We start from the raw sequence: 22,593 nt of genomic DNA on the forward strand, positions 1-22,593 counted from the left end.
TCATCGCGCCCGATGGTTTTGCCAAGCTACATCGACCAGAGGATCGATAGCGGAGCGGCGTGCAACTTCTCTCCAAACGGGGTTACACGATCATGATCGTGAAGTACCAGGCCACGGACAAAACGATCTCCAACCGCCTCCTGCAGTTGCCTCAACCCTTTGAAGGCGTCCGATTTAACAGTCGCCGATGCCCTTACTTCAATTCCAATGACCCGCCCCCGTCTGTCCTCGATCACCACATCCACTTCATCCTGATCCTTGGTCCGGTAATGCGAGAAGGAGAAGCGACGATCCGACCAGGAAGCAAGTTTCAGAAGTTCGGAGACCACAAAGCTTTCCAGAAGCGCGCCGAACCTGGTTCTGTCCCGCTGTAGCGTTTCGAGATCGTCGCCTCGCAAACTTGCGAGAAGACCAGTATCAACGAAGTGGAGTTTTGGGGTCTTCATGAGCCGGCTGAGGCGGTTGTTCGACCAAGGAGCGATGGTGCGCACCAAAAAGAGGCGTTCAAGAATCGCCACATATTTCTGGGCCGTAACGCTGGATAATCCGAGGGCCGCCCCGAAGCTGCTGTGGTTGACCAATTGCCCGGAGTGTTCGGCAAGAACGTCCAGCAATCTCGGCAAACGGTCCAGCTGGTCTATGTTGGCAATATCCCGCACGTCGCGATCGAGAATGAGAGACACATAGTCCGCGAGCCAGGCCGTTCGGCGGGCAGCCGTCGATCGACGTAGAACTTCCGGGTACCCCCCCTTCAAGACAACACTCATCAATTCTTCGCCGAAGACGACCCCGCTCCGGGCCGTCGGCTCATCGCCGGCAAAGAGAGCATCAAGCATTTGACCGGGAGTAGAGTGGAGTTCGGATTGTGCAAATGGAAGCAATGAAACCACGGCCATTCGTCCGGCGAGGGAATCGGCGATGGCTGGTACCGTTGCTAGGTTGGCAGATCCGGTCAGCAGGAAACGGCCGGGCTCTTCGTAACGGTCGACACTCTCTTTGATGGCAAGCATCAGGTCGGGAGCACGCTGAATTTCGTCGATAACGGCACGGTCGATGCCCCGAATGAATCCGGTCGGATCGGACCTCGCGGCGCTCAGTGTTCCCGCGTCATCGAGCGTGATGTAGGGCCGATTGGCATCCGCAAACTGACGCGCGAGCGTTGTTTTGCCCGCCTGACGTGGGCCTGATATGAGTACGACGCGCGTGTCCGCCAGCGCCGTTTCCACAACGGGTCGTGCCTTGCGATGGATGTGGGACTTCGCTAGAAGGTCGGCGCTCATTCGACTATTCTTAAATCATTTTCCGTCCAATTTAAAGTGCGATGGCGGCCATTTTAAATAGTAAGTTCAACAACGGCCGTTGACGAGATCACGCGATGCGGAAAACCATTATCGACGAAGCGGTCCCTGGACGCCTCGAAGCAGGTGTTCCGGTCGATACATTATGCCGCGCGATCTGGATTGGCATTTATGTGCACTTTGCGCGCCGCTCGCATATATTTCTCACCCTGGAGGCAAGACCCGACGGCAAAGGCCTGCAGCGAGAAGCGAAGTTCGGCCGTCTCGGCCCTTGACGTCATTTACACAATCACCGAGTGAAAGTCGCGACATGCGTCGGCTTGCAGCAAAAATTCTTTCCCAAGATCAACGTTCGCGGATGTTCCCAATCCAATTACCCCGAAGCCAATATCATCGTGTGCATAAAACGCGATTGCAGCCTCCTCAAGAACAAAAAAGCAGTGACCATGCAGTCCATAAACCAACATTCGTGCAAGTGTTAGTTTTTCCGCCGCGCGATACTTCTTCTCAACCAGCAATCTAAAATCTGTCCATATGGTCTCCAATTTAATTCTATACTCTTCGGAGTCATAATCGCGACCAAGAATCTCTTTATAACTGACCATATTGATAAGCTGGTCCCTGGCCAGATCTCTTGCCAGTTCTACATCCCGTGCATCCTCGACAGGAGAGCCTGAGTGTCCCAACTCAGCCGCATTCGCATGCAAAGACGATACGATCGACAGATGGCTGTTGTGAGTGATTAAAAAGCTCAAGAAGAGTTCGACGGCGGATTGCGCCAGCCGATCATAAAATTTCCCGGATCTTTCAAAGTATCCTATGAATCCCTGCGAAGCACTGTAGCTGCTTAGATTCACAGAATTTCGGATCATAGAAAGTGCGTTTTGCATCAAGATCTTCCTAAAACTTCAAGATTGCCCCATCCTTTCCGACTGTAATCTTGTCGGAAGGACGTGGCGGCTTCCCGGGCCTTGAACCGACTTTCCACTCGCCGTTTTTATCGGTGTGGTTCGTGCGACTCTCTTCCCAAATTTCGCGGCGTTGGTGCATGGATCGGGACTTGAGCGGATCTCGATCCTTGATGGCTCTGTCTATGTGGTGGGTCGATTGCGGCGGATGGATTTCGGGCGTGCGCAGACAAACATGCGGTTGAGGACCGCGCAGCCGATGGCGACCTCTGTCTGCTGAGCGTGAGACGACCGGGCCCGCAGACGCCGTCCGATGATGGACTTGTATCGCCCGATTGCAGCTTCGCCCCGCGAACGCTTGCCGTAGCCGGTGGAGACCTGCCATTTCATCCGGTCGTCTCTGCGGATTGCGGCGATATGCTGGTCCCTTTGTCCAGGAGATCTATCGTCGATTGGTTCGACCGCATTGGCGCGAGGCGGGATGACGACGACGGCAGCGGCGCTGTGGTCGGTAACCGTGTCGTACGTGGGCTTGCCGTCATATGCACCGTCGGCTGTGAATTGTCCGATCGGAACATCGATCTGGTCGAGCAACCGTTCCACCTGCGATGCGTCGCCAACGTCCTGTTCGGTCAGGGTATGGGCGATGATCTCGCCGCTGTCGGCATCCAGTGCCAGATGCAGCTTGCGCCACCCACAGCGGGATCGGGCGCCATGCTTCTCCTCCAGCCACTGGCCCGCGCCGTAGATCTGCAGGCCGGTGCTGTCGACAAGTACATGCAACGGCCCCTCCGGCGGAACCTGGCGATCATGCCGTCTGTTGGGTAATTGCCAGGTCCGCGCCCGTCGGCTCAGGGTGGTATGATCGGGGATTGCGAGCGCCAGCCCCATCAATTGCAGCACCGATTCCAGCAAGCCCTCTGCCTGGCGCAGGCGCGGGCCGAACACCAGGCCCAGCGTCAAGGCGGTTTCGATTGCCAGATCGGAATAACGGTGCTGGCCGCCACGCGTCGTTCGGCGTGGAGCAATCCACATGGCAAGCGCCTCCGGCGTCAACCATAGGGTCAAGCTGCCGCGCCGCCGTAACCCTGCCTCATATTCTGGCCAATTCGTCACCTTGAATTTCATCCTGCCGATGCGATGGCGGCGGGCGGCATCATGTTTGAAAGGCATCACAGCCACCAAGCGGTTACTGAAGTTGCCGCTCGCCTACACAACGAACACTAAACGATCCGTGCACCAACGCTACGCCCATGCAGACGCTCGGCTTCTTTGCGACGAGCCGATCTGCGAAGAACCCGACCTTCGAAGAGGTCGGCATTCGCATCTCCTCGCCGTGGGCCTTTCCAAGCGGCCATGGAGCGTTACATATGTGCAATCGTCCTGATCCTGGCCGCCATGGTGATCGCACTCCGCAATCTTAGTAAGTCCTATGAGACTGCCGAAGGGCGGCTCGAAGTGTTGAGAGGGATCGATCTCGATCTCGGCGCGGGAGACAGCGTTGCCCTGACAGGGGAGTCTGGCAGCGGTAAGAGCACCCTGCTGCATCTCGTAGCCGGCCTCGACCGTCCGGACTCAGGCGAGATCGTGATCGGGGGCCGCGACATCTCCAAGCTGGATGACCGGGGACGCGCCGCCTACAGGCGGACAGAAGTCGGCCTCGTATTTCAGCAGTTCAACCTTGTCCCCTCACTGGACGTGGCGGCGAACCTAGCCTTTCACGCCAAGCTTGCGGGACGCCACGATCCCGCTTGGGAAAATGAACTGGTGGAGCGCCTCGGAATCGGGCCATTGCTGACCAGATATCCCGAGCAGCTTTCCAGCGGACAACAGCAGCGAGTGGCGATCGGACGGACGCTTGCCGCGCGTCCCGGCTTGGTTCTGGCAGACGAACCCACAGGAAATCTGGACGAGACCAACGGAGACGCTGTCCTGGAGCTGATGCTCTCGCTTTCGAAGGGAACCGGATCGACGCTGCTCATGGCAACGCATTCGCAAAGACTGGCGGATAGGCTCGATCGGCAGCTCCATTTGCGGTCCGGGAAAATCACATGACGACTTGGACCGTAGCCACGGCACTCCTGTCCCACTGGCGACGACGGCCGCTGCAGTTCGGCGCTCTCTTGTCGGGCCTGGCGCTGGCGACTGCCCTGTGGTCCGGAGTGCAGGCGATCAACGCAGAAGCCCGCGCGAGCTACACCCGCGCCGCGATTGCGCTCGACCAGAACGGGTTGGCAAACCTGGTTTCTCCGAACGGCGGCACCCTTCCGCAGTCCGCCTTCGTGCGGCTCAGACGGGCGGGCTGGAACGTGTCGCCAGTTTTGGAGGGGGACTATCGGTTCGGAACCACCCGGTTAAGGGTGATCGGTATCGAGCCCCTGACGATGCCAGCGGAGGCGCAGACCGTCGATCTGGGGAATGCCGGGGACTTGCTTTCCTTCATCTCGCCTCCGGGCACGCTGGTTGTCTCTCCCGGAACAGCGGAGAAAATACGAGGGCAGACCGACCTCGCACTGCGTGTTTCGGATCGGATGCTGGACGGGGCCGCCTTCGTCGATATTGGTTTGGCCCAGAGGCTACTAAGAAGAGACGGCGAACTCAGTCGGATTGTGATCGCCGAAAACCAACGTCCCGGTCTGGAGCCGCTCGGAACGCTTGTCCCGGCGCTCCCGGTTCGCGAGCCGAACGCACAAACCGACGTCGAGCAACTTACCGAGAGCTTTCATCTCAATTTGACGGCTTTCGGTTTTCTCGCCTTCGCCGTCGGGCTGTTCATCGTGTACTCGACGATCGGCCTCGCCTTCGAGCAACGGCGGCCCACCTTCAGAACCCTTCGCTGTCTTGGCGTGTCGTTGAGGGTGCTTGCGGTTCTGCTGCTCGCCGAGCTGGTCCTTTTCGCCCTCGCCGCCGGGGCGGTCGGAGTCGCTATCGGATATCTGGTCGCGTCACTGCTGCTGCCCGGAGTGGCCGCAACCCTCGAAGGACTTTACGGAGCCAGCGTGCCCGGCACGCTTTCCCTGCGTCCGGAGTGGTGGCTTTCGGGCTTTGCCATCGCAATGGCCGGAACATTGGTTTCGTCGGCACAGAGCCTGTTGCGCTTGATGCGGGTGCCTTTGCTCGCGGTGGCCCAACCCCAGGTATGGGGACGATCGTCCCAAGCGGGGCGGCGGATTCAGGTGCTGGCCGCAGCGGCTTTGCTAGCCCTCTCGGGAGCTCTTCTTCTGTGGGCTGATGGACTCCAGGCGGGCTTTGGCATCCTTGGCTGTCTTCTGCTCGGGGCGTCACTACTTCTCCCCGCCGTGCTCTCCGGATTCCTCACCGTGATGCAGCGGACGTCTTCGGGTGCGCTCGTCACGTGGTTCTGCGCCGACACCCGGCAGCAACTCCCGGGACTTTCCCTTGCCCTCATGGCATTGCTTCTTGCTCTGGCGGCAAACGTAGGCGTCGGAACCATGGTGTCGAGCTTCCGTCTCACGTTCGTCGGCTGGCTCGACCAACGCCTCGCCGCGGAGCTTTACGTCGCCGCCCGGACCGAGCCCGAGGCAGACAGGCTCAGGGCATGGCTCGCAACGAAGGTGGAATCGGTGCTGCCGATCTCCAGCGTAGACGCCGAGATCCGGGGTCAGTCGATGCAGATCTTCGGCGTCGTTGACGATCCGACCTACCGGAAGCACTGGCCCCTGATCGCCGGCTTGCCGGACGTCTGGGATCGGGTGGCTTCCGGGGAAGGGGTGTTGGTCAACGAACAGTTCTGGAGGCGGGAGCGGCTCCGCATCGGCGATCAGCTAGATCTGGCCAACGACTGGAAGTCGACGGTTGTCGGCGTCTATTCGGATTATGGAAACCCAAAGGGCCAGGTCATCGCCGGAATAAACGCCCTGACCTCTCGGTACCCGCAAGTCTCGCGCTTGCGCTACGGTCTGCGGGTCCAGCCTGATCAGGTTGCCGACCTGCGGGCGAGCCTCTCGGGCGAATTCGGGCTACCACCGGATAACATCGTCGATCAGGCGGCACTGAAGGAACAGTCACGGCGGATCTTCGATCGCACATTTTTGGTCACTGGCGCATTGAACATATTCACGCTTGGGGTTGCAGCATTGGCTATGTTCTTAAGCCTCCTCACGCTTTCGGAAATGCGCCTCCCGCAGCTTGCGCCCGTATGGGCCATGGGGGTCACAAGACGCGATCTCGCTCTTCTTGAGCTTCTGAGAACGCTGGTGCTCTGGCTGACGACATTTATTGCCGCTTTGCCACTCGGCCTGGCGCTGGCGTGGGTTCTTCTCGCGGTGGTGAACGTCGAAGCCTTCGGCTGGCGTCTGCCCATGCATATCTTTCCTTACGAGTGGGTCAGGCTCGGTCTCGTCGTGCTCGCCGCTGCGGTCGTTTCCGTATTCATCCCGCTTCGCCGGCTGGCGGGGCTCGCGCCGTCGGAACTTCTGAAGGTATTCGCCAGTGAGCGTTAGATCGATTGCGATCGCCTTGGCGGTGATGACCATGGCCAGCTTGTCCGGAAGCCAAGCGGCCTCCGAGGGTTTTGCTGGCCTCGGCTCGGCGGCCGAAGGGTTTTCGGTTCCGCAGCCCGGCCTGCCGTTCCGTTTCCCTGCCGACCACGGCCCACATACGGACTTCCGGATAGAGTGGTGGTATCTAACGGCCAATCTTGAAGCTCCCGACGGGACGCAATACGGCGCGCAGTGGACCCTTTTCCGGTCAGCGCTTGCTCCAAGGGAGGCGAACGGGTGGTCGAGCCCACAGCTTTGGATGGGTCACGCAGCCGTCACGACTTCCGGAGACCACTTCGTGGCAGAACGTATTTCACGCGGGGGAGTGGGACAGGCTGGCGTTGTCGCGGAGCCTTTCTCGGCCTGGATCGATGACTGGCAGATGAAGGGACTTGCAGCCGCGGGATCGGATCAGCTGGCCGATCTCACCGTGACTGCAGCCGCAAAGGACTTCGGCTACGAACTCCGCCTGTCGGCCACCGGCCCGCTCGTGCCGCATGGCGATAACGGCTATTCGGTGAAATCAGCGAAGGGACAGGCCAGCCACTATTATTCGCAACCGTTCTACGCGGTGACCGGCTCGCTTGCGCTGCCCACCGGGAATGTCGCGGTGACGGGGATGGCTTGGCTTGACCGCGAGTGGTCGTCACAGCCGCTCGCGGAAGATCAGACCGGTTGGGACTGGTTCTCGCTGCATCTCGATACAGGGGAGAAGCTCATGGGCTTCCGTCTTCGAGACGCTGGAGAGGGATTTACTTCGGCGACCTGGATCACTGCCGCGGGCCGACCGGAGCCCTTACCCGCGGGAGCTCTCCAGATCGTTCCCGTCCGGACTGCCAAGGTCGCAGGGCGTCGGATTCCAGTGGCCTGGAACGTACGAATTCCCAGTCGCGGCTTTGACGTCACAACCAGGCCGTTGAACGACCAAGCATGGATGGCAACGTCCATACCGTATTGGGAGGGGCCGATCAGCTTTGGCGGCAGCGTCGGCGGGAGGGGGTATCTGGAGATGACTGGGCACTAGCTGAACGGCCTGGCAAGCGTGAAGGTATCCACCGCCTTGAAGGGATTTGAACTCTTGGCCCCGGCCAAACGTTAGGTCGTTCGCATCGACGAATGCGCTGCGTTCTGAAGCACCTGTGCCAATCTTCCAACCGAGGGACGCTGCGGCCGATCTTGGGGCAGTTCGAGATAGTAATTTCCGGGACCAGGCGTCCTAGGAACGAACGGGCAAACGACGAGGCCGAGGGAAGTGGCAATCGGGCCACATACCGGAAGATGGCCGATAGCAAGGCCGAGGCCCTGGCTGATCATCATCAGCGCCAAAGGGGTGGTATCGACCACGTCGAGCTTCAGATGCCGGCCATGGACAGGGCCGAAATTGTGGTTGAGAAGCGCCGTCCAGCCAATCGCATGAGACGCCACGTCGTAGAGGCGAAACGACAGCAGGTCGTCCAGGCTGGCGATGCGCGCAACGTCCTCCTCCCGGCACATGACGACATGGGACATGCCCATCAACCAGGTTGGATGGCGCACGAGATGCGGTTCCTCCCCGAAGCGGATCGTCAGGTCTGGATCCGCCTTGCGCTGCGTGCCCTCCATCAGGAGGTCGATGCGGATCGTCGGGTTCGCCGCCTCGAACGCCGCCAGCACGCGCGGCAGCCAACTCATCGCCATCAGCTGGCTTGCAAGGAGGGTGACGCGTTCGGTTCGTTGCCGCGCGAAGAGCGCCTCCGCCTTGCTCTCAATCGCCCCGAGCGACACCTGCACTGTCGGCAGGAAGTCGCTCCCCTCCGCGGTCAGGTTGATCCGGTTCGCCGCGCGTTCGAACAGCGGGCGCCCGAGATGGGTTTCCAGCGCCAGAACCTGCTGGCTGACGGCCGCAGCCGACATGTTGAGCTCTTTTCCGGCGCGCGCAAAGCTCTGATGCCGTGCGGCAGCCTCGAACACACGGAGCCAGTTCAGCGAGGGGATCGTCGTTACGCGCATGCCACTAGCATAACTTCAGCTTAGCCTAAGATCAATCAGATACCGTCTCCCAACAGGCTTTGCGCGGTGTCATAGTCGCCTCACGGGTTATGCAAACCCGAGCCAATAAACATTAGGGAACGAAGATATGCTCAGACGCCGTATGCTGTTTGCCCTTGCCCTGACCCCCCTTCTGGTGGGCGCGACCGCCGCGCAGGACCTGCCGGATCACATCACCGTCGCGACCGAAGGCGCCTATCCTCCGTGGAATTTCAGCAATGCCGACGGGTCGCTCGGCGGCTATGAAATCGAGCTGACGAAGGCTCTCTGTCAGCGCATGAAGATCAAATGCGATCTCATCGCCCAGGAATGGAACGGCATCATTCCGGGCCTCACGGTCGGAAAGTACGACGCCATCATCGCATCCATGGGCGTGACGGAAGAACGCAAGAAGGTCATTGGCTTCTCCAAGCCCTATGCCAAGGCCCCCAATGGGTTCCTCACCTCCGGCGACAATGTGCTAAAGGACCTGCCGGACGCAGGCGAGGCTTTCGACCTTGCGAAGGCCCCGAAAGAATCCGAAGCGGCTCTCGCAATCTTGAAGGAAAAACTCGCCGGCAAGATCATCGGCGTTCAGACCGGTTCCACTGCGGCGACCTTCGCAAGCGAATATTTCAAGGCCCTGGATATCCGCGAATATCCCTCGTTCGAGCAACTCGGCCTGGAGCTGACGGCTGGGCGCATCGACCTCGCCGTGGCCAACGTGACGGCCTTCAAGGCGGTGATCGATGCCAATCCGGCGGGGACTCTGGTCTTCACCGGCCCCACCTTCGCCGGCGGCGTGCTTGGGCTTGGTACGATCAACGTCGCCTTGCGACCGGCCGACGAAGCGCTGCGGGCGGCCTTCGACACCGCAATCACGGACATCAACAAGGACGGGACCAACAAGGCCCTGACCGAAAAATGGTTCGGCGTGGATATCTCGGTTCACGAGTAGAGCGCTTCGTCCCCTCCTCTTGAGGGAGGGGATGGCCGCCACGCGGCGATGGCCGCGATACAACTCACTTAACCATCGCACAGGTACTGCCATGTTTGAGCCCGTCGGATCCGCCGAGGCAACACTCACCATTTATCTGGATGGCCGCGCCATCCCAGCGCGGGCAGGAGAAACCATCGCGGCATGCCTTCTTCGGGCGGGCGTCACCCACTTCCGAACGACGCCGGTCAGTGGCGCCAGGCGATTGCCCTATTGCATGATCGGTCACTGCTTCGACTGTCTGATCGAGATCGACGGCATCGGCAGTCGCCAGGCCTGCCTGAGCCAGGTCGAGACCGGCATGAGGCTTCGCACCCAGGATGGGCCTGCGAGCATTCCCGGACTGGACCTCTAATGAGTATCGCGCCCGACGCAGACACCTTAATCATCGGAGCCGGTCCGGCGGGCATGGCGTGCGCGACCGAGCTGGCCGCCGCAGGGTGCCGGGTGATCGTGCTCGACATGCAGCCCTCCCCCGGCGGGCAGATCTTTCGCGCGCTCGAAGCCAACATGCAGGCGCGCCCCCGGACGGATGAGCTGCTGGCCGCCCTCGGACCGAGCTACAAGGCCGGTCTTGCCTTGGTGACGCGCTTTCGGGCAACGCCCGGCATCGATTATCGGCCAAGCACCACGGTCTGGGATCTGCGGGCAGACGGCACGGTCGGCTGGCTCAAGGGCGGCGGGGCCGGCTACCTGCGGGCGCCGCATGTCGTTCTCGCCAGCGGCGCGATGGAACGCCCGGCACCGTTTCCGGGGTGGACGCTGCCTGGCGTGATGACGGCCGGCGCGGTGCAGACCTTACTGAAGGCGGGGCGCCTCAGGCCGAAAGGCAGGATCGTTCTGGCCGGAACCGGGCCGCTGATCTTTCTGCTCGCCGACCAGCTGCGACGCCTCGGCGTGCGGCCGGCACTGATCGCGCGCACGGATCGGACAAGGGACAAATTCGCCGCCCTCAAACGGCTTCATCCGGCGGGCATTCCCGCGCTTCTCAAGGGCTTAGGCTGGCTCGTGCGATTGCGACTGGCCGGGGTTGCGATACGCACCTGCATATCCGACCTTGAGGCGCACGGACGCAGCCATCTCGAATCCGTCCGCCTGACCGTCGCCGGCAAGACGATCGACCTGCCCTGCGATCTGCTCGTGGTTCACGACGGTATCGTGCCATCGACGGATCTGGCGCACGCCGCCGGTCTTGCCCTTACGTGGAGACCGGACGACGCCAGCTGGCAGCCTGTCACGATGCTGGACGGCCGGGCCGAAATGGCGCCCGGTCCCGCATTGACTGCCGGGCCTTGCAGGATCCGGATCACCGGCGACGCGCGCCGGATCGGCGGCGCCGACGCCGCTATCGCCCACGGCCGCCACACCGCAAGGGCCATCCTCGCCGAACTGGACTGCCTCGCCGGCAAGCCGGGGGTCGCGGACCGGACAGGCATCGATGTCGAGCGCAGCCTCGCGGCGCGACCCTTCCTTGACGCAGCATTCCCGCCGGGCCTCGCCGCACACTTGCCCGATGACACGACCATCGTCTGCCGCTGCGAGGAGATCACGGCAGGCACGCTGCGCGCGACAATTCGGCACGGTGCCAAGGAGATGAACCTGGTCCGCGGGCTCCTGCGCTGTGGCATGGGCGCCTGTCAGGGCCGCAATTGCGCGGCAACGCTGGCCCGGCTTCTCGCTGAGGCAGATCCCGGCAGACCGATGCCTTCGACCCCGTTCCGCGCAAGGCCGCCGCTCCGGCCCCTGCCGCTCGGCGCGCTGGCCGGCATGACCGGTCTCGACCCCAATCTGGCGCAAGTCGAATCGCTCGACGACAAGCCCGAAGCCATCGCCGGAGACGACGCCCATGTCTAACGATGCCCTCATCGTCGGTGGTGGGATTCAGGGATGCGCGATCGCCCTGTTCCTCGCCCGTGCCGGCTGGCGGGTAACGGTGGTCGAGAAGAACCTTGCGGGACGCCATGCCTCCGGTGTCAATGCGGGCGGCCTTCGTTCCCTGATGCGCGACGTGCGGGAATATCCCCTGTCCCTGCGCGCCATGGACATGTGGGCCAATCTCACCGATTTCGTGGGCGTGGCCGCGGCAGAAACCTGCGAGGTCCGGCTCGGCACGGCCCAGATCGCGCTGGCGATGGATCCGGCCGAGTTGCAATGGTGCGAGGCGCGGTCCCGGACGATGCGCCGCCGCGACATTCACTCGGAAGAACTGATTGCCCCCGACGCGCTTCACCGGCTGCTGCCGGGATTGTCCGGCACGGCACTCGGCGGCCTGATTTCGCGGCGTGACGGGCACGCAAACCCGGCCAATGCCGCGCGCGCCTTCCGCAAGGCCGCGGAGGCTGCCGGCGTCCGGATCATCGAACAATGCACGGTGCGCGACCTCGCGCCCAGACCAGTAGGTGGGTGGCGGGCCGACACCGATGCAGGCGCGATCGAGACGGAGTGGGTCCTCAATTGCGCCGGCGCGTGGGGATCGGACGTTGCCGCGCGGCTCGGCGAAACATTGCCGATCAAGGTCACGGCCCTCTCCATGATGGTGACGGCACGGGTAAAACCCTTCATCACCTCCGTCGTCATCGGGATCGATCAGCCGCTCTCGTTCAAGCAGAGCGCGGTCGGCTCGCTGGTCATCGGCGGCGGCATCCTGGGCAAGCCCTGCCTGGACGGGGACACCTCGTTCACCATCATGGACCGCATGGCATCGAGCGCTGCGGCCACCGTTGCGGCCTTTCCGGTCCTGGCCGGCGTACCGGTGGTGCGCACCTGGACGGGGCTCGAAGGCGCCACGCCCGATGGGATACCGTTCATCGGTCCAAGCCCCCTCCATCCCGGTCTCTGGCATGTGTTCGGGTTTTGCGGCCATGGTTTTCAGCTTGCCCCCGCCGTCGGGGAAACCGTGGCGCAATCGCTTGTCTCGGGACATCTCGATCCAAGGCTTGCTCCTTTCGCGGTCGACCGCTTGCAGCCTCAACCGCCGCGAAGAGAGGAGGCCCTCCCATGACGCCGGGCATGTTCGAACTGCTGGGCTTCGGCCCCCAAGGCTGGGGGTTGCCCTTGCTCCAGGCCGCCGGCATCACGATCGCCGCCGCTTTCTGCGGCTTTCTGCTGGGGAGCATCTTCGGGATTGGCGGCGCAACCCTCAAGCTCGCGCGAGCGCCTTGGCTGCGCATGTTCGGCCAGGCCTACACCACGGTTTTCCGCGGGGTTCCGGAAATCCTGGTGGTCTACCTGTTCTACTTCGGCGGAAGCGTCGTCTTGACGGCGGCCATGAACACCGGCGGCTTTCCCGGCTTCTATTCCCTGCCGTCGTCCGTCATCGGCGTCCTCGCGGTGGGCATCGTCTCCGGCGCCTATCAAACGGAAGCCTACCGTTCCGCGTATCTTCGCCTCGACCGGGGCCAAATCGAGGCGGCCGCTTCGTGCGGCATGTCGAAATTCCTGCTGCTGCGCCGGATCATCGCCCCTCAGACCCTCCGCTTCGCGCTGCCTGCGCTCGGTAACATCTGGCAATCGGCCCTCAAGGAAACATCCCTCCTGTCCGTTATCGGGCTGACCGAGCTCTTGCGCCAGGTAGGCACCGCTGCGGGATCGACCCGCCAGCCTCTCCTGTTCTACGCCATTGCGGCGGCGATGTTCCTGATCATCGGGCGCTGCACCGGCGCTCTCCTGAACCGGATGGAAAACCATCTCGCCAAACCCTGGAGACGCTGATGTTGGACTGGCCCTTTCTGACGGACGTGCTCGGTCAACTCCTGTTGGGTCTGCCGCTGACGCTTCAACTGGCGGCGCTGTCCCTGTCGATCGGCTTCGTGCTGGCCGTCTTCGTCGCCGGCGCCGCCGGCAGCGTGTTCGGGCCGCTGCGATGGATCGCGAAGGCCCATGTCGAGCTGTTTCGCGGCACGCCGCTCCTGCTGCAGATCTTCCTGATCTATTACGGCCTGGGCCAGATCGCCCCGCTGCGTCAGTCCGTCCTCTGGCCCTTCCTGCGTGAGCCCTACTGGTGCGCCATTCTGGCGCTTGCCCTCAACACCTCGGCCTATACCGCCGAGATCATACGCGGCGCAATCCAGGCCGTGCCGGCGCACGAGGTCGAAGCCGGGCGGGCCTGCGGCATGTCGGGTTTCCTGCTGCGCCGTCGCATCATCTGGCCCATCGCGCTGCGCCAGGGCCTCGCCGTCTACAGCAGCGAGGCGATCCTGATGATCAAGGCGACGTCGCTCGCCAGCATCATCACGCTTACCGAGCTCACCGGCATCGCGCACAAGCTGATTTCCTCGACCTATCGGGTGTTCGAGATCTTCATCGTCACCGGCGCGATCTACCTCGCCCTGACCTTCCTGATGAGCACGGCCTTCGCGCTTCTCGAACGGCACCTCCAGGCCCACCACGCCCATCGTCGCGCCTGACCGCGCATCACAAGGAGAAACCAGATGGCTTCCGTCTCCCTCCCGGCTGCTGCCGACACCGTCCCCGCCATTGCAGTCGACGAACTGCGCAAACGCTTCGGCACGGTCGAGGTGCTGAAGGGCATCAATTTCCGCGCCCATGAGGGCGAGGTCATCTCCATTCTCGGCGCATCCGGCTCCGGCAAGTCGACGTTCCTGCGCTGCCTCAACCTTCTGGAGCTTCCCTCGAACGGCCGGCTGCAAATCTTCGGCGAACAGGTCGACCTCAGACAAAGCGGCGACAGCCTTCATATCGGAAATCGGAAGCAGCTGGATCGTCTGAGAACGCAGGTGGCGATGGTCTTTCAGAATTTCTGCCTCTGGAGCCACATGACGGTACTCGAAAATCTGATAGAGGCACCCTTGCATGTACAACGCCGCAACCGCGCCGAGGTGCTCGACGAGGCCGAAGCCATTTTGAAGCGCGTCGGCCTGATTGACCGGGCGAGAGCCTACCCAGTCCAGCTCTCCGGTGGTCAGCAGCAGAGAGCGGCCATCGCGCGCGCGCTAGTCTTGAAACCGAGAGTCCTCCTCTTCGACGAGCCCACTTCCGCGCTCGATCCCGAGCTGGTCGGCGAAGTCCTCAATGTTATGCGCGATCTAGCAGCGGAGGGACGGACGATGCTGATCGTAACCCACGAAATGGCTTTCGCCCGAGATGCTTCGACCCGGGTCGTATTCCTGGAGCAAGGCCGGATCAAAGCCGAGGGTCCTCCGCTGCAATTATTCGGTGGCGGCATCGATGATCGCTTTGACCAATTCATCTCGCGGTTCAACAACGGTTAGACAGGGTAAACAGCGGGCGGCGAGGCCAAATGCAAGCTCTTGAACGGAATCGAACCGTCTCGTCCGTCAGCCACCGCACAACACGTTCCTGGAGCACGCGAGAGTCTATAGAGGCGGCTGGCTTTAAGTGCCCGGCCGATGCGCCGGGCAGCTTTCGATGTGTTCACTCCCGGGAACGCGATCGGTTCAGTTCGAGACACCGCATCCCAGCTTGGACAGTGTTGCATCGACCCAGGCACGATCATTCCTACCCGCGCGGATGTTCTCTATCTGCCGCGTCTCGGCCTCGTGCTTCTTCGATGCAGCAGCAAAAATCTCCTCGGCCCCGTCAAACGGAACAACGACAGGCCCGTCGGCATCGCCGCAAACAAGATCACCTCTTCCCAAAAGGGATCCCGCAAGCGGATCCAAAACGGAGCCAGCTTCACCATCACCGGATCTCTCCGGAATGCGGCAAGATGAGTTGAGGCACGCCGCCCCCATCCTCTCGCGTTATGATAGACTAGATGTCGGTATTCAACTCCGATACCACATTGCAACCGAGCAGCGCGACCAGCCCGCCGCGTATGTGGTCGATATGCTCGTACATGAGGCGAGCGCCCTCTTCGAAAGCGCCCTGCTCGCATAAACGAAGAAGTTCCGCATGTTCTCTCACCGCCTTTTCCCGGTCGCCGTGAATAGTCGAGAGCTGGACCCGGGTGTGGCGGTCGCACTCCGCGAGCAAGGTCTGGACTGTCAGGACAATGCGGGGGCTACGCGCATACCGGTAAAGGCACAGGTGGAATTCGGTATTCAGTTCGTTCCAGGCATCCATATCGAGCTTGTCGATCGAATTGGCGTAGCGCGTCTGTATCTGGTGCAGCGCGCTTAAATCGTCTCTCGTTAGCAGCGGAGCCGACCGCTTGAAAAGGAACGGTTCGAGAAGGAGCCGCATGTTGAACAGCTCTTCGATTTCATCCGCAGTGAGCTGGACAACGATCGCCCCCCGGTGAGGCAGGATCTTCAAGAGCCCCTCGCTTTCAAGCTGAACCAAGGCCTCACGGATCGGGATGCGGCTCATGCCGAGGTCTTCGGCCAAGCCATCCTGTCGCAGCTGAAAGCCGGGAGGATAGTCGCCCGATACGATGCGATTGCGGATTTCCTCGGCCGCGGCAGACGCCATCGTCTTATGCTTGAGGCCTTTTGCGACTGCGGTCATGGCACCGATCCAGATAAACTTTGCTCCTGCGTAACCGGGTTCAGGATTTTATACAATGATTGTCCCGATCCCTCACCCATCCCGATTTCGTCATCTCCTATAACGACTGCCGGCTTGAAGGCACGTCATTTATATTTTATACAATATACAAAATTAAGGAGAACCCAATGAGAATTCTTGGCATCGACGTATACAAATACCAAGTCGGATACGCCCATGGCACGTATGTGATGTCGGGGGACCGCGTTGCCAGTGCCGAGGATGGCACGGTCGTGCGCATCCGGACCGATGAAGGGCTTGTCGGCTGGGGCGAGATCACGACACTCGGCAAGGTCTACCTTCCGACCTTCCCGGAGGGCATTCGCACCGCCTTAAAAGACCTCGGGGAGGCACTGATCGGCGCGGACCCGACCAATATCGGCAAGATCGCGCGCATCATGAACGGCACGCTGATGGGACAGGAATTCGCGAAGAGCCCCCTCGACATCGCTTGCTGGGATATCTTCGGCAAATCGCTGAACCGGCCGATTTCCGCGCTGATTGGCGGCACTCTGAACGAGCGCTTCCCGATCTACGAGGCGGTACCGCTTGATCGCCCGGAAGCCATGGCGGAGTTCATTCAGGAACGCCGGCGAGCCGGGATCAATCGCTTCCAGCTGAAGGTCGGCAACAATCCATTCGATGACATCGCCCGCACGCGAGCCAGCGTGGAAGCGGGCGATACTGAGACGGTGATCGTCGCCGATTCAAACGGTGGGTGGTCGCTTGCGTCTGCCAAGCTGGCGCTCCAAGGGCTGGGCGGTCTTCCCGTCTATGTCGAGCAACCATGCCGCAGCACGGCCGACTGCATTCTTGCCCACCGCGGATCGTCGATCCCGCTGGTGCTCGACGAGTCCATCGTCAACCACGACGAGATCTACCGGGCCAAGTACGAGGCCAATGCGGTATCCATCAATCTTAAGTTCGGAAAGCTCGGCGGCCTGACGAATGTGGTGAAGGCGCGTGACCTCCTCCAGGAACTGAACATGGCAGTATCAATCGAGGACATGTGGGGCGGCGACATCATCACGGCCGCGACGTCGCACGTCGCTGCCACCACTCGCCCCGAGTCCCTGCTCATGACGCCATTTTTCAACGACTGGACGGACGGCCATCTGGCGAACCACACACCTCGCTCCTCCGCAGGCTTCGGGTCCGCGCCGACGGCGCCCGGCCTCGGCATTGTGGTCGACGTGTCGCGGTTGGGCGAGCCCATATTTACTGTTGGCGCAAAATAGGCCAAGCCGATTTTTGCGTGAGCGACGCGGAAGCCGTCGACTTGACGGCTCCGCAAACGTCGAGAATGGAAATCCTTAGGGCCTCAAGCGCAAGTCGAAACGCACTTGCGCCATCCGGGCAACAGCCGGAGAGCTCGCAGCCGGGCACCGTGGCAGCCGGCGCTCTGCTTATGCTGCCGATGATGGCTTGTCGCATATTGGTCAGCCCGCCATGCTTAACCCGCTGGCGGAATTTGGCAATTGGGTCGCGTTCCCGACGATACATTATGCGATCCTAGCAACGCAAAGGGTACATTCTATCACCTTTCACCTGAAGCGCCTGCTCAACGGCGAATGGGGTACAAAAATTACCGTGTGACTCGGCCGAACCGGAAAGGTCTGGCCTTGAATCCAGACAGGTCGCCTTTTCAAATGCAGGCACGCTGCTCATCCACCAGCTTCCACCGGCGTCATGCCTCGGCGGGACTGTCGCTCCGGGCATCCGATCAACCAGCAAAGGCCCGCGTTCAATGGATTTAACCGCGGAGCGCGGCTATGTATTTCTCGAGCACCTTGATAGCCTCAGTTCGGCCGACGCCGCCTAATGCCGCGAGGTCTATTTCGAGTTGGAAGCCCTGCTGAACGTGACGAATCAGTTCCGCCGACCTTGAGTGGTCGTCTCGAACGCCGAGCACACGATACGACTGAATCAGCTGCGAAAATCCCTTAATGGTCTGCGGGGGCAGTTCTTCAACCGCAATCTCATCCTTGACGAGCGCGTAGGTCTCCTGCGCCAGAAGAATGCCCCCGAGCTCGGCATGGGCCTGAAGGCGCGAGGCAAGATTCACTTCGCCGCCAATGATTGTGTAGTCCATTCGGTCCTCGCTGCCGAAATTACCAACTGTACAGTAGCCGGTGTTGATGCCGATGCGGAGATGAAACGGCAGCTTGTAGCCGGCGTCCGCCTAATCCGCTTGCAGCTCATGGATCCGCCTCTGCATCGCGATCGCCATCCTGACACAGGCGAGCGCATCCTGCTTGGTACCCTTCGACTCCGGGTCGCCGAAAAAAGCCAGAATGGCGTCTCCAATGTATTTGTCGATCGTTGCGCCGTGCTCCAGCGCGATCTTCGCCATCTCCGTGAGGTAATGATTGAGCAACTCAGTCAATTCCTCGGATTCGAGCTTGTCCGTCGTGGCCGTAAAGTCAGCAATGTCTGAGAAAAATATTGTGAGCTTCTTTCTTTTCGAAGAAATCTCAACACTCTGCTTACCGGAGAAGATCGAGGCATAGACCTGTGGCGAGAGGTACTTCGACAGCTTGCTCGACAGGGATTCGAGCGTGCGGTTCTGCTCGCCCACTCGCTTGCTCGCGTCTTCGGCTTGACGCTTGGCGGCATCCGTGGCCGTGTGCAGCCGCGCGTTTTCCAAAGCTATTGAGGCGAGTTGGCCAAAGCGCCTTAATAGCTCGACCTCTTCTTCGCCGAATTCGAGCGCGGAGGCATCATCATACGCAATGCCGAGAACGCCCACGACGGTTTCGCCGGATTTGAGCGGCACGCCCATGATAGTCCGGATGGTGACATCCAACTGGGCCGCGGCGGCAGCCCGCCCCGGCCAATTTGGATAATCATTGATCACGATCGCTTCGCCTGTCTGCCAGACGGTGCCGGCTACGCCCTCGTTCTTGCTGAGCTTCTGGCCTATGTGCGTAGTGTATACGCCAACTCCGACCATCCGCTCGAGAAACTCGCCGGCCTCGTCCACGAGATAGACATAGCCATGCTGGGTGCCGAGCAATTGCGCGGCCCGAGCCGTGAGATCCGACAGGAGCTCGGCGAGATCGAGCCGGGCGATCAGGCCGAGCGAGGTATCGTGCAGTGCACCGAGATACTCGCTTTGTCGGCGGAATCGCCTTGCCAGGTTCTCTTGCTCGTTGCGACGGTTTTCTAAGTCGCCTAGATTCGCCGCCAATTGGCCGGTCATACTGTTGAAGGTCACAGCCAGTTTGCCAATCTCGTCTTCGGACTCGATTCGGGCGCGAGCTGCTAGATCACCTCTGCGCACCCGATCCGCGACATTGGTAAGTCGCTGGACGGGACCGGCAATGTGCTCTCGAAATATCATTCCGAGGAGCAAGCCCAGCAAAACAGCCGCGGCCCCTACGGCAACTATTATACGTTGTGCGTCTACGAGCTGATCCCTGCTGCTACCAAGATCGACCTGTAAACGTCGCTGCTCCTGGGTGGCAATATTGTCCAAAAGCTCAAGCATTTGCTCGGCCAACGGCACTGCTTGCGTGCGAAAAAGATAAAGATCCTCACGCGCGTGTTCGCCTTCCACCGCATCGAACATTCTGGACGGCAGCTCCAGGAAAGCCGCACGGTGTTTGGAGATCTTTTCGACCAAAGCGATCTGGTTGGGCGGCAGAATATTGCTGTTGGCGAGATGAGACCAGGCTGCTTCGTTGATGGTCAGGTTCGTCTCGTATTCGTATCTGAAACTTTTCCTTCCTGTTGTCACATAGCCGCGCAGTCCTGCAACCATTGCGTAAAACGAGCTCTGAAACGACGCGAGATTAACGAGAAGCGCGGTGTTGGCGGGCGTGGCCTCATGATTCTGCTGGGCCAGCATCATTGCCTTTGCCGATGCCACGATCGTTCCGATGAGCGGGTTCGCGTCACTGATGAGGATTTTGAGCGCGGGTTCCCTACGCAACTGATCATTGCGCAATTCGAAGAGTTGATCCGGCAGCGACTGCCACTTTGCCAGCTTTTCGCCGAATTCCTGCATGCCCTGCTCGACATCGCCGGCACCAGTGCTCGCCTGCGGCTCGCCTTTCGCGCGCAAGAGCGCCTCGAGCGCACGCATATCGGCCAGGAATGCACCTTCCGCCAGCCGATAGCCATCTCGATAGGATTCGTCGCCCAAAGCCAAGTAGCCTCTGACTTCGCCCAGCATACGTAAGAGATTTGCTTGCGCGCGCGCGGACGCAACTGCGCTCGGCGCGCTGAGATTTGTGGTTCTGTTGATATTGCGGACGGCTTCTATGCTGCCGAGATAGTTCAATCCAACGACCAGCAGCAAAATGGCAACCAGAATGCCAAAACCGAGCGTCAGCTTGCCACCGATGTTGAGTCTTCGCAAAATCGACGCTGCAGCTTGCGTGAGGATCCGCCAGGGAACGAGGTATGCGGGGCGGCTTTTCGCGAAACCCGGCTCTTCGGATGCCATGCCGCCATCCCCCCTCAGCAATTTACTTCTTGCGGTGCCACGTCGCGATGTTCCAGGTCTCGGAGTCCCAAGGGGTGGGATCATAGCCGGCGATGTCGTTGCGGAGGCCCGAAACGTAGGACCACTCGACGAGCGGAATGACAGCGGCGACGCTGATCAGAAGATCGTTCATGGCCACGAAAAGTCTGCGCCGTTTCTCCGGGTCCATCTCGGTTGCCGAGGCTTGGAATAGCGCGTCGTAATCAGCATTGCAGTATCGGGCCCAATTCGATCCCGACCAATTGTTGACCTTCTGGGCGGCCTCGGCGCAGGTCCACCCAATCATATAGCTACCGGGATCGGGACCCTTGTTTCCGTAAGCAAATTCCTCCAGGTCCGAATAAAAGTGCCGCCTTGAGTTTGTGCTATCTGGAGTTGATCCCAGAAATATACTGGAATCGATCAACTTCTTTTCTACCTTGACGCCGATCGAGGCGAAGTCTGCCTTGATGATGTCCTGCGTTGCCTCCCGCACCGAGTTGAACGAGGTCTGAAAAACCAAGCTAAGCGGAACACCGTTCTTGTCCCGAACGGAGTCGCCGTCGCTGTCGCGCCAGCCAGCCTCATCGAGCAGCGCGCGCGCCTTGTCGCGATTGAATTCCCATCTTGTATTTTGCGAAACAAAGGGTGCCGGTGCAACCAGGAGGTTGGCCGTGGCACGGCCGCTCCTGCCGTAAAGCTCGGCGATCTTCTCGCGGTCGACCGCGACGGCGAGCGCCTGTCGAACGCGCTTGTCGGTCAAGATCGGATGGGGAAACTGGGTGCTTGAGCGTTCACCGTCGGCTGTTTCGCGTCCGGGATCGCTGAAGTTGAGCATGACGCGTTCGACATAGGAGCCCCAGTACAGGGCGACCTTGCCTGTTCCCTTGGTTTCGAGCCTGCGGAGCTCAGCCTCGCCCACCTGGAGGTTCCAGGCATAGTCGACGACCCCTTCGCTCAACACCGCGTTTGCCGCCGTGTTGGCGTCACCGCCGCCTTGGAGGGTGACCTCCTTGAACTTCAAGCTAGCGCGATCGCGATATTCAGGATTTGGCTCGAAAATGATCTTGACCGTGTTGACGACATCTTCGCCAATAAGTAGCACATCTTCAGTTCGGAATTCCCTAAGGCGGTATGCGCCCGTCCCGATCGGTGCCAAATTGGCCGCAGCATTTACGGCGTCCTTATTGTTGTAGGCGGCGAATACGTGTTCCGGAATAATCATGCCTTGGACGCCAACGAAGGGCAGCGACCAGGCGGGATTGACGGTCCTGAAGGTGACCTTCACGGTCAGGTCGTCGAGCGCCACGACCTTCTCGACAGATCTATACGACCCGGTGCTCGACGAACCTACGTCCTCGTTGGTGATGTAGGCGTACGTGAACAGAACGTCTTTAGCCGTGAAGGGAACGCCGTCGGACCACTTCACGTTCGGCCGCAGCTTCCACGTCACCGATCGTCCGTCGGCAGCGACCTGGCCATTCTCCAGGGACGGAATCTCGGCCGCCAAAAATGGCACCAAGTTACCCTCGCTGTCAAAACTCGCCAGCGGCTCATAGACTATGCGGCTGGCAGTCTGATCCTTGATGCCGGGCGCCAGATGGGGGTTGAGGGTGCTCGGCGCTTGCCACAACAACAATCTCAGCGTATCGCGGTCCAACTCGGCCGACTGGGCAGGTTGCGAAAAATTGACAAGCAGTGTCACGACTACCGCCGAGAAGACCGTACTTATCGAACTCAACTTATCCTGCAACGCCAACCGCCACCGCGCAGCTTCTCGCAACGGTTGGACCAACATCATTATACTGTCCCCACGAGTTCTCTCCTCTAGAATATCCAAACTGAGTGGTAGATCAATTCCGGCGCTCTCTAAAGCAACTTGTATCCGCCCATGACCCTCGCAAATTGAACTCAATGCGAACTCTTAGCAACATCTATTGAGGCT

Annotated in this window: 18 protein-coding genes and 1 pseudogene; 12 read left to right on the top strand and 7 right to left on the bottom strand. The window is 60.7% G+C overall.

Going from position 1 to position 22,593, the window contains the following annotated elements:
• Positions 1-26 precede the first annotated feature (26 nt).
• The gene (locus tag BC363_RS23855; protein ID WP_065785362.1) at positions 27-1,280 is read right to left on the bottom strand and encodes an ATP-binding protein; all 1,254 of its coding nucleotides are present in this window, start codon (positions 1,278-1,280) and stop codon (positions 27-29) included.
• A gap of 95 nt (positions 1,281-1,375) precedes the next feature.
• On the opposite strand from BC363_RS23855, the gene BC363_RS23860 reads away from it, so the two are divergent.
• A complete protein-coding gene (locus BC363_RS23860; RefSeq protein WP_065785363.1) occupies positions 1,376-1,573 on the top strand; it encodes a hypothetical protein in 198 nt (65 codons plus the stop codon).
• Positions 1,574-1,579: 6 nt separating this feature from the next.
• Here the strand turns inward: BC363_RS23860 and BC363_RS23865 are convergent, their stop codons facing one another.
• Together BC363_RS23865 and BC363_RS23870 are read right to left on the bottom strand one after the other, a co-directional pair.
• Entirely contained in the window at positions 1,580-2,188 is a 609-nt protein-coding gene (locus tag BC363_RS23865) for a hypothetical protein (RefSeq protein WP_083223620.1), read from the bottom strand.
• A 201-nt stretch (positions 2,189-2,389) separates the two neighbouring features.
• Positions 2,390-3,379 carry an IS5 family transposase gene (locus tag BC363_RS23870; protein ID WP_065785364.1) on the bottom strand — a complete coding sequence of 330 codons (990 nt, stop codon included), beginning with the start codon at positions 3,377-3,379 and terminating at the stop codon, positions 2,390-2,392.
• A gap of 183 nt (positions 3,380-3,562) precedes the next feature.
• On the opposite strand from BC363_RS23870, the gene BC363_RS23875 reads away from it, so the two are divergent.
• Genes BC363_RS23875 through BC363_RS23885 form a run of 3 tightly spaced genes read left to right on the top strand, consistent with a single transcriptional unit; the run spans position 3,563 to position 7,732 of the window.
• Complete coding sequence (locus tag BC363_RS23875; RefSeq protein WP_083223621.1) at positions 3,563-4,261, top strand: ABC transporter ATP-binding protein; 699 nt, start codon at positions 3,563-3,565, stop codon at positions 4,259-4,261.
• Positions 4,258-6,669 carry an ABC transporter permease gene (locus BC363_RS23880; protein WP_065785365.1) on the top strand — a complete coding sequence of 804 codons (2,412 nt, stop codon included), beginning with the start codon at positions 4,258-4,260 and terminating at the stop codon, positions 6,667-6,669. The genes BC363_RS23875 and BC363_RS23880 overlap by 4 nt, the downstream gene beginning before the upstream one ends.
• A 31-nt stretch (positions 6,670-6,700) precedes the next feature.
• On the top strand, positions 6,701-7,732 hold the full coding sequence (locus BC363_RS23885) for a lipocalin-like domain-containing protein (RefSeq protein ID WP_202618606.1): 1,032 nt from the start codon (positions 6,701-6,703) through the stop codon (positions 7,730-7,732).
• 71 nt (positions 7,733-7,803) lie between these two features.
• Here BC363_RS23885 and BC363_RS23890 read toward each other — a convergent pair whose 3' ends face one another.
• A complete protein-coding gene (locus BC363_RS23890) occupies positions 7,804-8,697 on the bottom strand; it encodes a LysR family transcriptional regulator (protein ID WP_065785367.1) in 894 nt (297 codons plus the stop codon).
• A 127-nt stretch (positions 8,698-8,824) separates the two neighbouring features.
• Here BC363_RS23890 and BC363_RS23895 point away from each other — a divergent pair, with 127 nt between their 5' ends.
• The 7 genes from BC363_RS23895 (at position 8,825) to BC363_RS23925 (ending at position 14,943) form a co-directional block, all read left to right on the top strand.
• Positions 8,825-9,673 (top strand): transporter substrate-binding domain-containing protein, encoded by an 849-nt coding sequence (locus tag BC363_RS23895; RefSeq protein ID WP_065785368.1) that lies wholly within the window; start codon positions 8,825-8,827, stop codon positions 9,671-9,673.
• Between the two features lie 91 nt (positions 9,674-9,764).
• Positions 9,765-10,067 carry a (2Fe-2S)-binding protein gene (locus tag BC363_RS23900; RefSeq protein ID WP_065785369.1) on the top strand — a complete coding sequence of 101 codons (303 nt, stop codon included), beginning with the start codon at positions 9,765-9,767 and terminating at the stop codon, positions 10,065-10,067.
• A complete protein-coding gene (locus BC363_RS23905; protein ID WP_065785370.1) occupies positions 10,067-11,566 on the top strand; it encodes an FAD/NAD(P)-binding oxidoreductase in 1,500 nt (499 codons plus the stop codon). The genes BC363_RS23900 and BC363_RS23905 overlap by 1 nt, the downstream gene beginning before the upstream one ends.
• Positions 11,559-12,713: an FAD-dependent oxidoreductase gene (locus BC363_RS23910; RefSeq protein WP_065785371.1), complete on the top strand. Its 1,155-nt coding sequence runs from the start codon at positions 11,559-11,561 to the stop codon at positions 12,711-12,713. The genes BC363_RS23905 and BC363_RS23910 overlap by 8 nt, the downstream gene beginning before the upstream one ends.
• Positions 12,710-13,423, top strand: coding sequence for an ABC transporter permease subunit (locus BC363_RS23915; protein ID WP_065785372.1), 714 nt, complete (start codon positions 12,710-12,712; stop codon positions 13,421-13,423). Before BC363_RS23910 ends, BC363_RS23915 begins: the two co-directional genes overlap by 4 nt.
• The gene (locus BC363_RS23920; RefSeq protein WP_065785373.1) at positions 13,423-14,118 is read left to right on the top strand and encodes an ABC transporter permease subunit; all 696 of its coding nucleotides are present in this window, start codon (positions 13,423-13,425) and stop codon (positions 14,116-14,118) included. The genes BC363_RS23915 and BC363_RS23920 overlap by 1 nt, the downstream gene beginning before the upstream one ends.
• A gap of 24 nt (positions 14,119-14,142) precedes the next feature.
• Positions 14,143-14,943, top strand: a complete 801-nt coding sequence (locus BC363_RS23925) for an ATP-binding cassette domain-containing protein (protein ID WP_065785374.1) — start codon at positions 14,143-14,145, stop codon at positions 14,941-14,943.
• 502 nt (positions 14,944-15,445) lie between these two features.
• Here BC363_RS23925 and BC363_RS23935 read toward each other — a convergent pair.
• A complete protein-coding gene (locus BC363_RS23935) occupies positions 15,446-16,105 on the bottom strand; it encodes a GntR family transcriptional regulator (protein WP_244519940.1) in 660 nt (219 codons plus the stop codon).
• 203 nt (positions 16,106-16,308) lie between these two features.
• Here BC363_RS23935 and BC363_RS23940 point away from each other — a divergent pair, with 203 nt between their 5' ends.
• Entirely contained in the window at positions 16,309-17,418 is a 1,110-nt protein-coding gene (locus BC363_RS23940) for a mandelate racemase/muconate lactonizing enzyme family protein (RefSeq protein ID WP_065785377.1), read from the top strand.
• 515 nt (positions 17,419-17,933) lie between these two features.
• Here the strand turns inward: BC363_RS23940 and BC363_RS23945 are convergent.
• Positions 17,934-20,630: pseudogene (locus tag BC363_RS23945) on the bottom strand (adenylate/guanylate cyclase domain-containing protein).
• A gap of 22 nt (positions 20,631-20,652) precedes the next feature.
• Entirely contained in the window at positions 20,653-22,353 is a 1,701-nt protein-coding gene (locus BC363_RS23950; protein WP_065793330.1) for a peptide ABC transporter substrate-binding protein, read from the bottom strand.
• Positions 22,354-22,593: the final 240 nt, after the last annotated feature.

The organism is Ensifer sp. LC384 (genome assembly GCF_001695865.1).
Taxonomy (GTDB): domain Bacteria; phylum Pseudomonadota; class Alphaproteobacteria; order Rhizobiales; family Rhizobiaceae; genus Ensifer.

Coding starts and splice junctions, on each gene's coding strand:
- BC363_RS23855 (WP_065785362.1), bottom strand. CDS start 1,280: ATGAGCGCCGACCTTCTAGCGAAGTCCCACATCCATCGCAAGGCACGA.
- BC363_RS23860 (WP_065785363.1), top strand. CDS start 1,376: ATGCGGAAAACCATTATCGACGAAGCGGTCCCTGGACGCCTCGAAGCA.
- BC363_RS23865 (WP_083223620.1), bottom strand. CDS start 2,188: ATGCAAAACGCACTTTCTATGATCCGAAATTCTGTGAATCTAAGCAGC.
- BC363_RS23870 (WP_065785364.1), bottom strand. CDS start 3,379: ATGCCTTTCAAACATGATGCCGCCCGCCGCCATCGCATCGGCAGGATG.
- BC363_RS23875 (WP_083223621.1), top strand. CDS start 3,563: ATGGAGCGTTACATATGTGCAATCGTCCTGATCCTGGCCGCCATGGTG.
- BC363_RS23880 (WP_065785365.1), top strand. CDS start 4,258: ATGACGACTTGGACCGTAGCCACGGCACTCCTGTCCCACTGGCGACGA.
- BC363_RS23885 (WP_202618606.1), top strand. CDS start 6,701: ATGGCCAGCTTGTCCGGAAGCCAAGCGGCCTCCGAGGGTTTTGCTGGC.
- BC363_RS23890 (WP_065785367.1), bottom strand. CDS start 8,697: ATGCGCGTAACGACGATCCCCTCGCTGAACTGGCTCCGTGTGTTCGAG.
- BC363_RS23895 (WP_065785368.1), top strand. CDS start 8,825: ATGCTCAGACGCCGTATGCTGTTTGCCCTTGCCCTGACCCCCCTTCTG.
- BC363_RS23900 (WP_065785369.1), top strand. CDS start 9,765: ATGTTTGAGCCCGTCGGATCCGCCGAGGCAACACTCACCATTTATCTG.
- BC363_RS23905 (WP_065785370.1), top strand. CDS start 10,067: ATGAGTATCGCGCCCGACGCAGACACCTTAATCATCGGAGCCGGTCCG.
- BC363_RS23910 (WP_065785371.1), top strand. CDS start 11,559: ATGTCTAACGATGCCCTCATCGTCGGTGGTGGGATTCAGGGATGCGCG.
- BC363_RS23915 (WP_065785372.1), top strand. CDS start 12,710: ATGACGCCGGGCATGTTCGAACTGCTGGGCTTCGGCCCCCAAGGCTGG.
- BC363_RS23920 (WP_065785373.1), top strand. CDS start 13,423: ATGTTGGACTGGCCCTTTCTGACGGACGTGCTCGGTCAACTCCTGTTG.
- BC363_RS23925 (WP_065785374.1), top strand. CDS start 14,143: ATGGCTTCCGTCTCCCTCCCGGCTGCTGCCGACACCGTCCCCGCCATT.
- BC363_RS23935 (WP_244519940.1), bottom strand. CDS start 16,105: ATGGCGTCTGCCGCGGCCGAGGAAATCCGCAATCGCATCGTATCGGGC.
- BC363_RS23940 (WP_065785377.1), top strand. CDS start 16,309: ATGAGAATTCTTGGCATCGACGTATACAAATACCAAGTCGGATACGCC.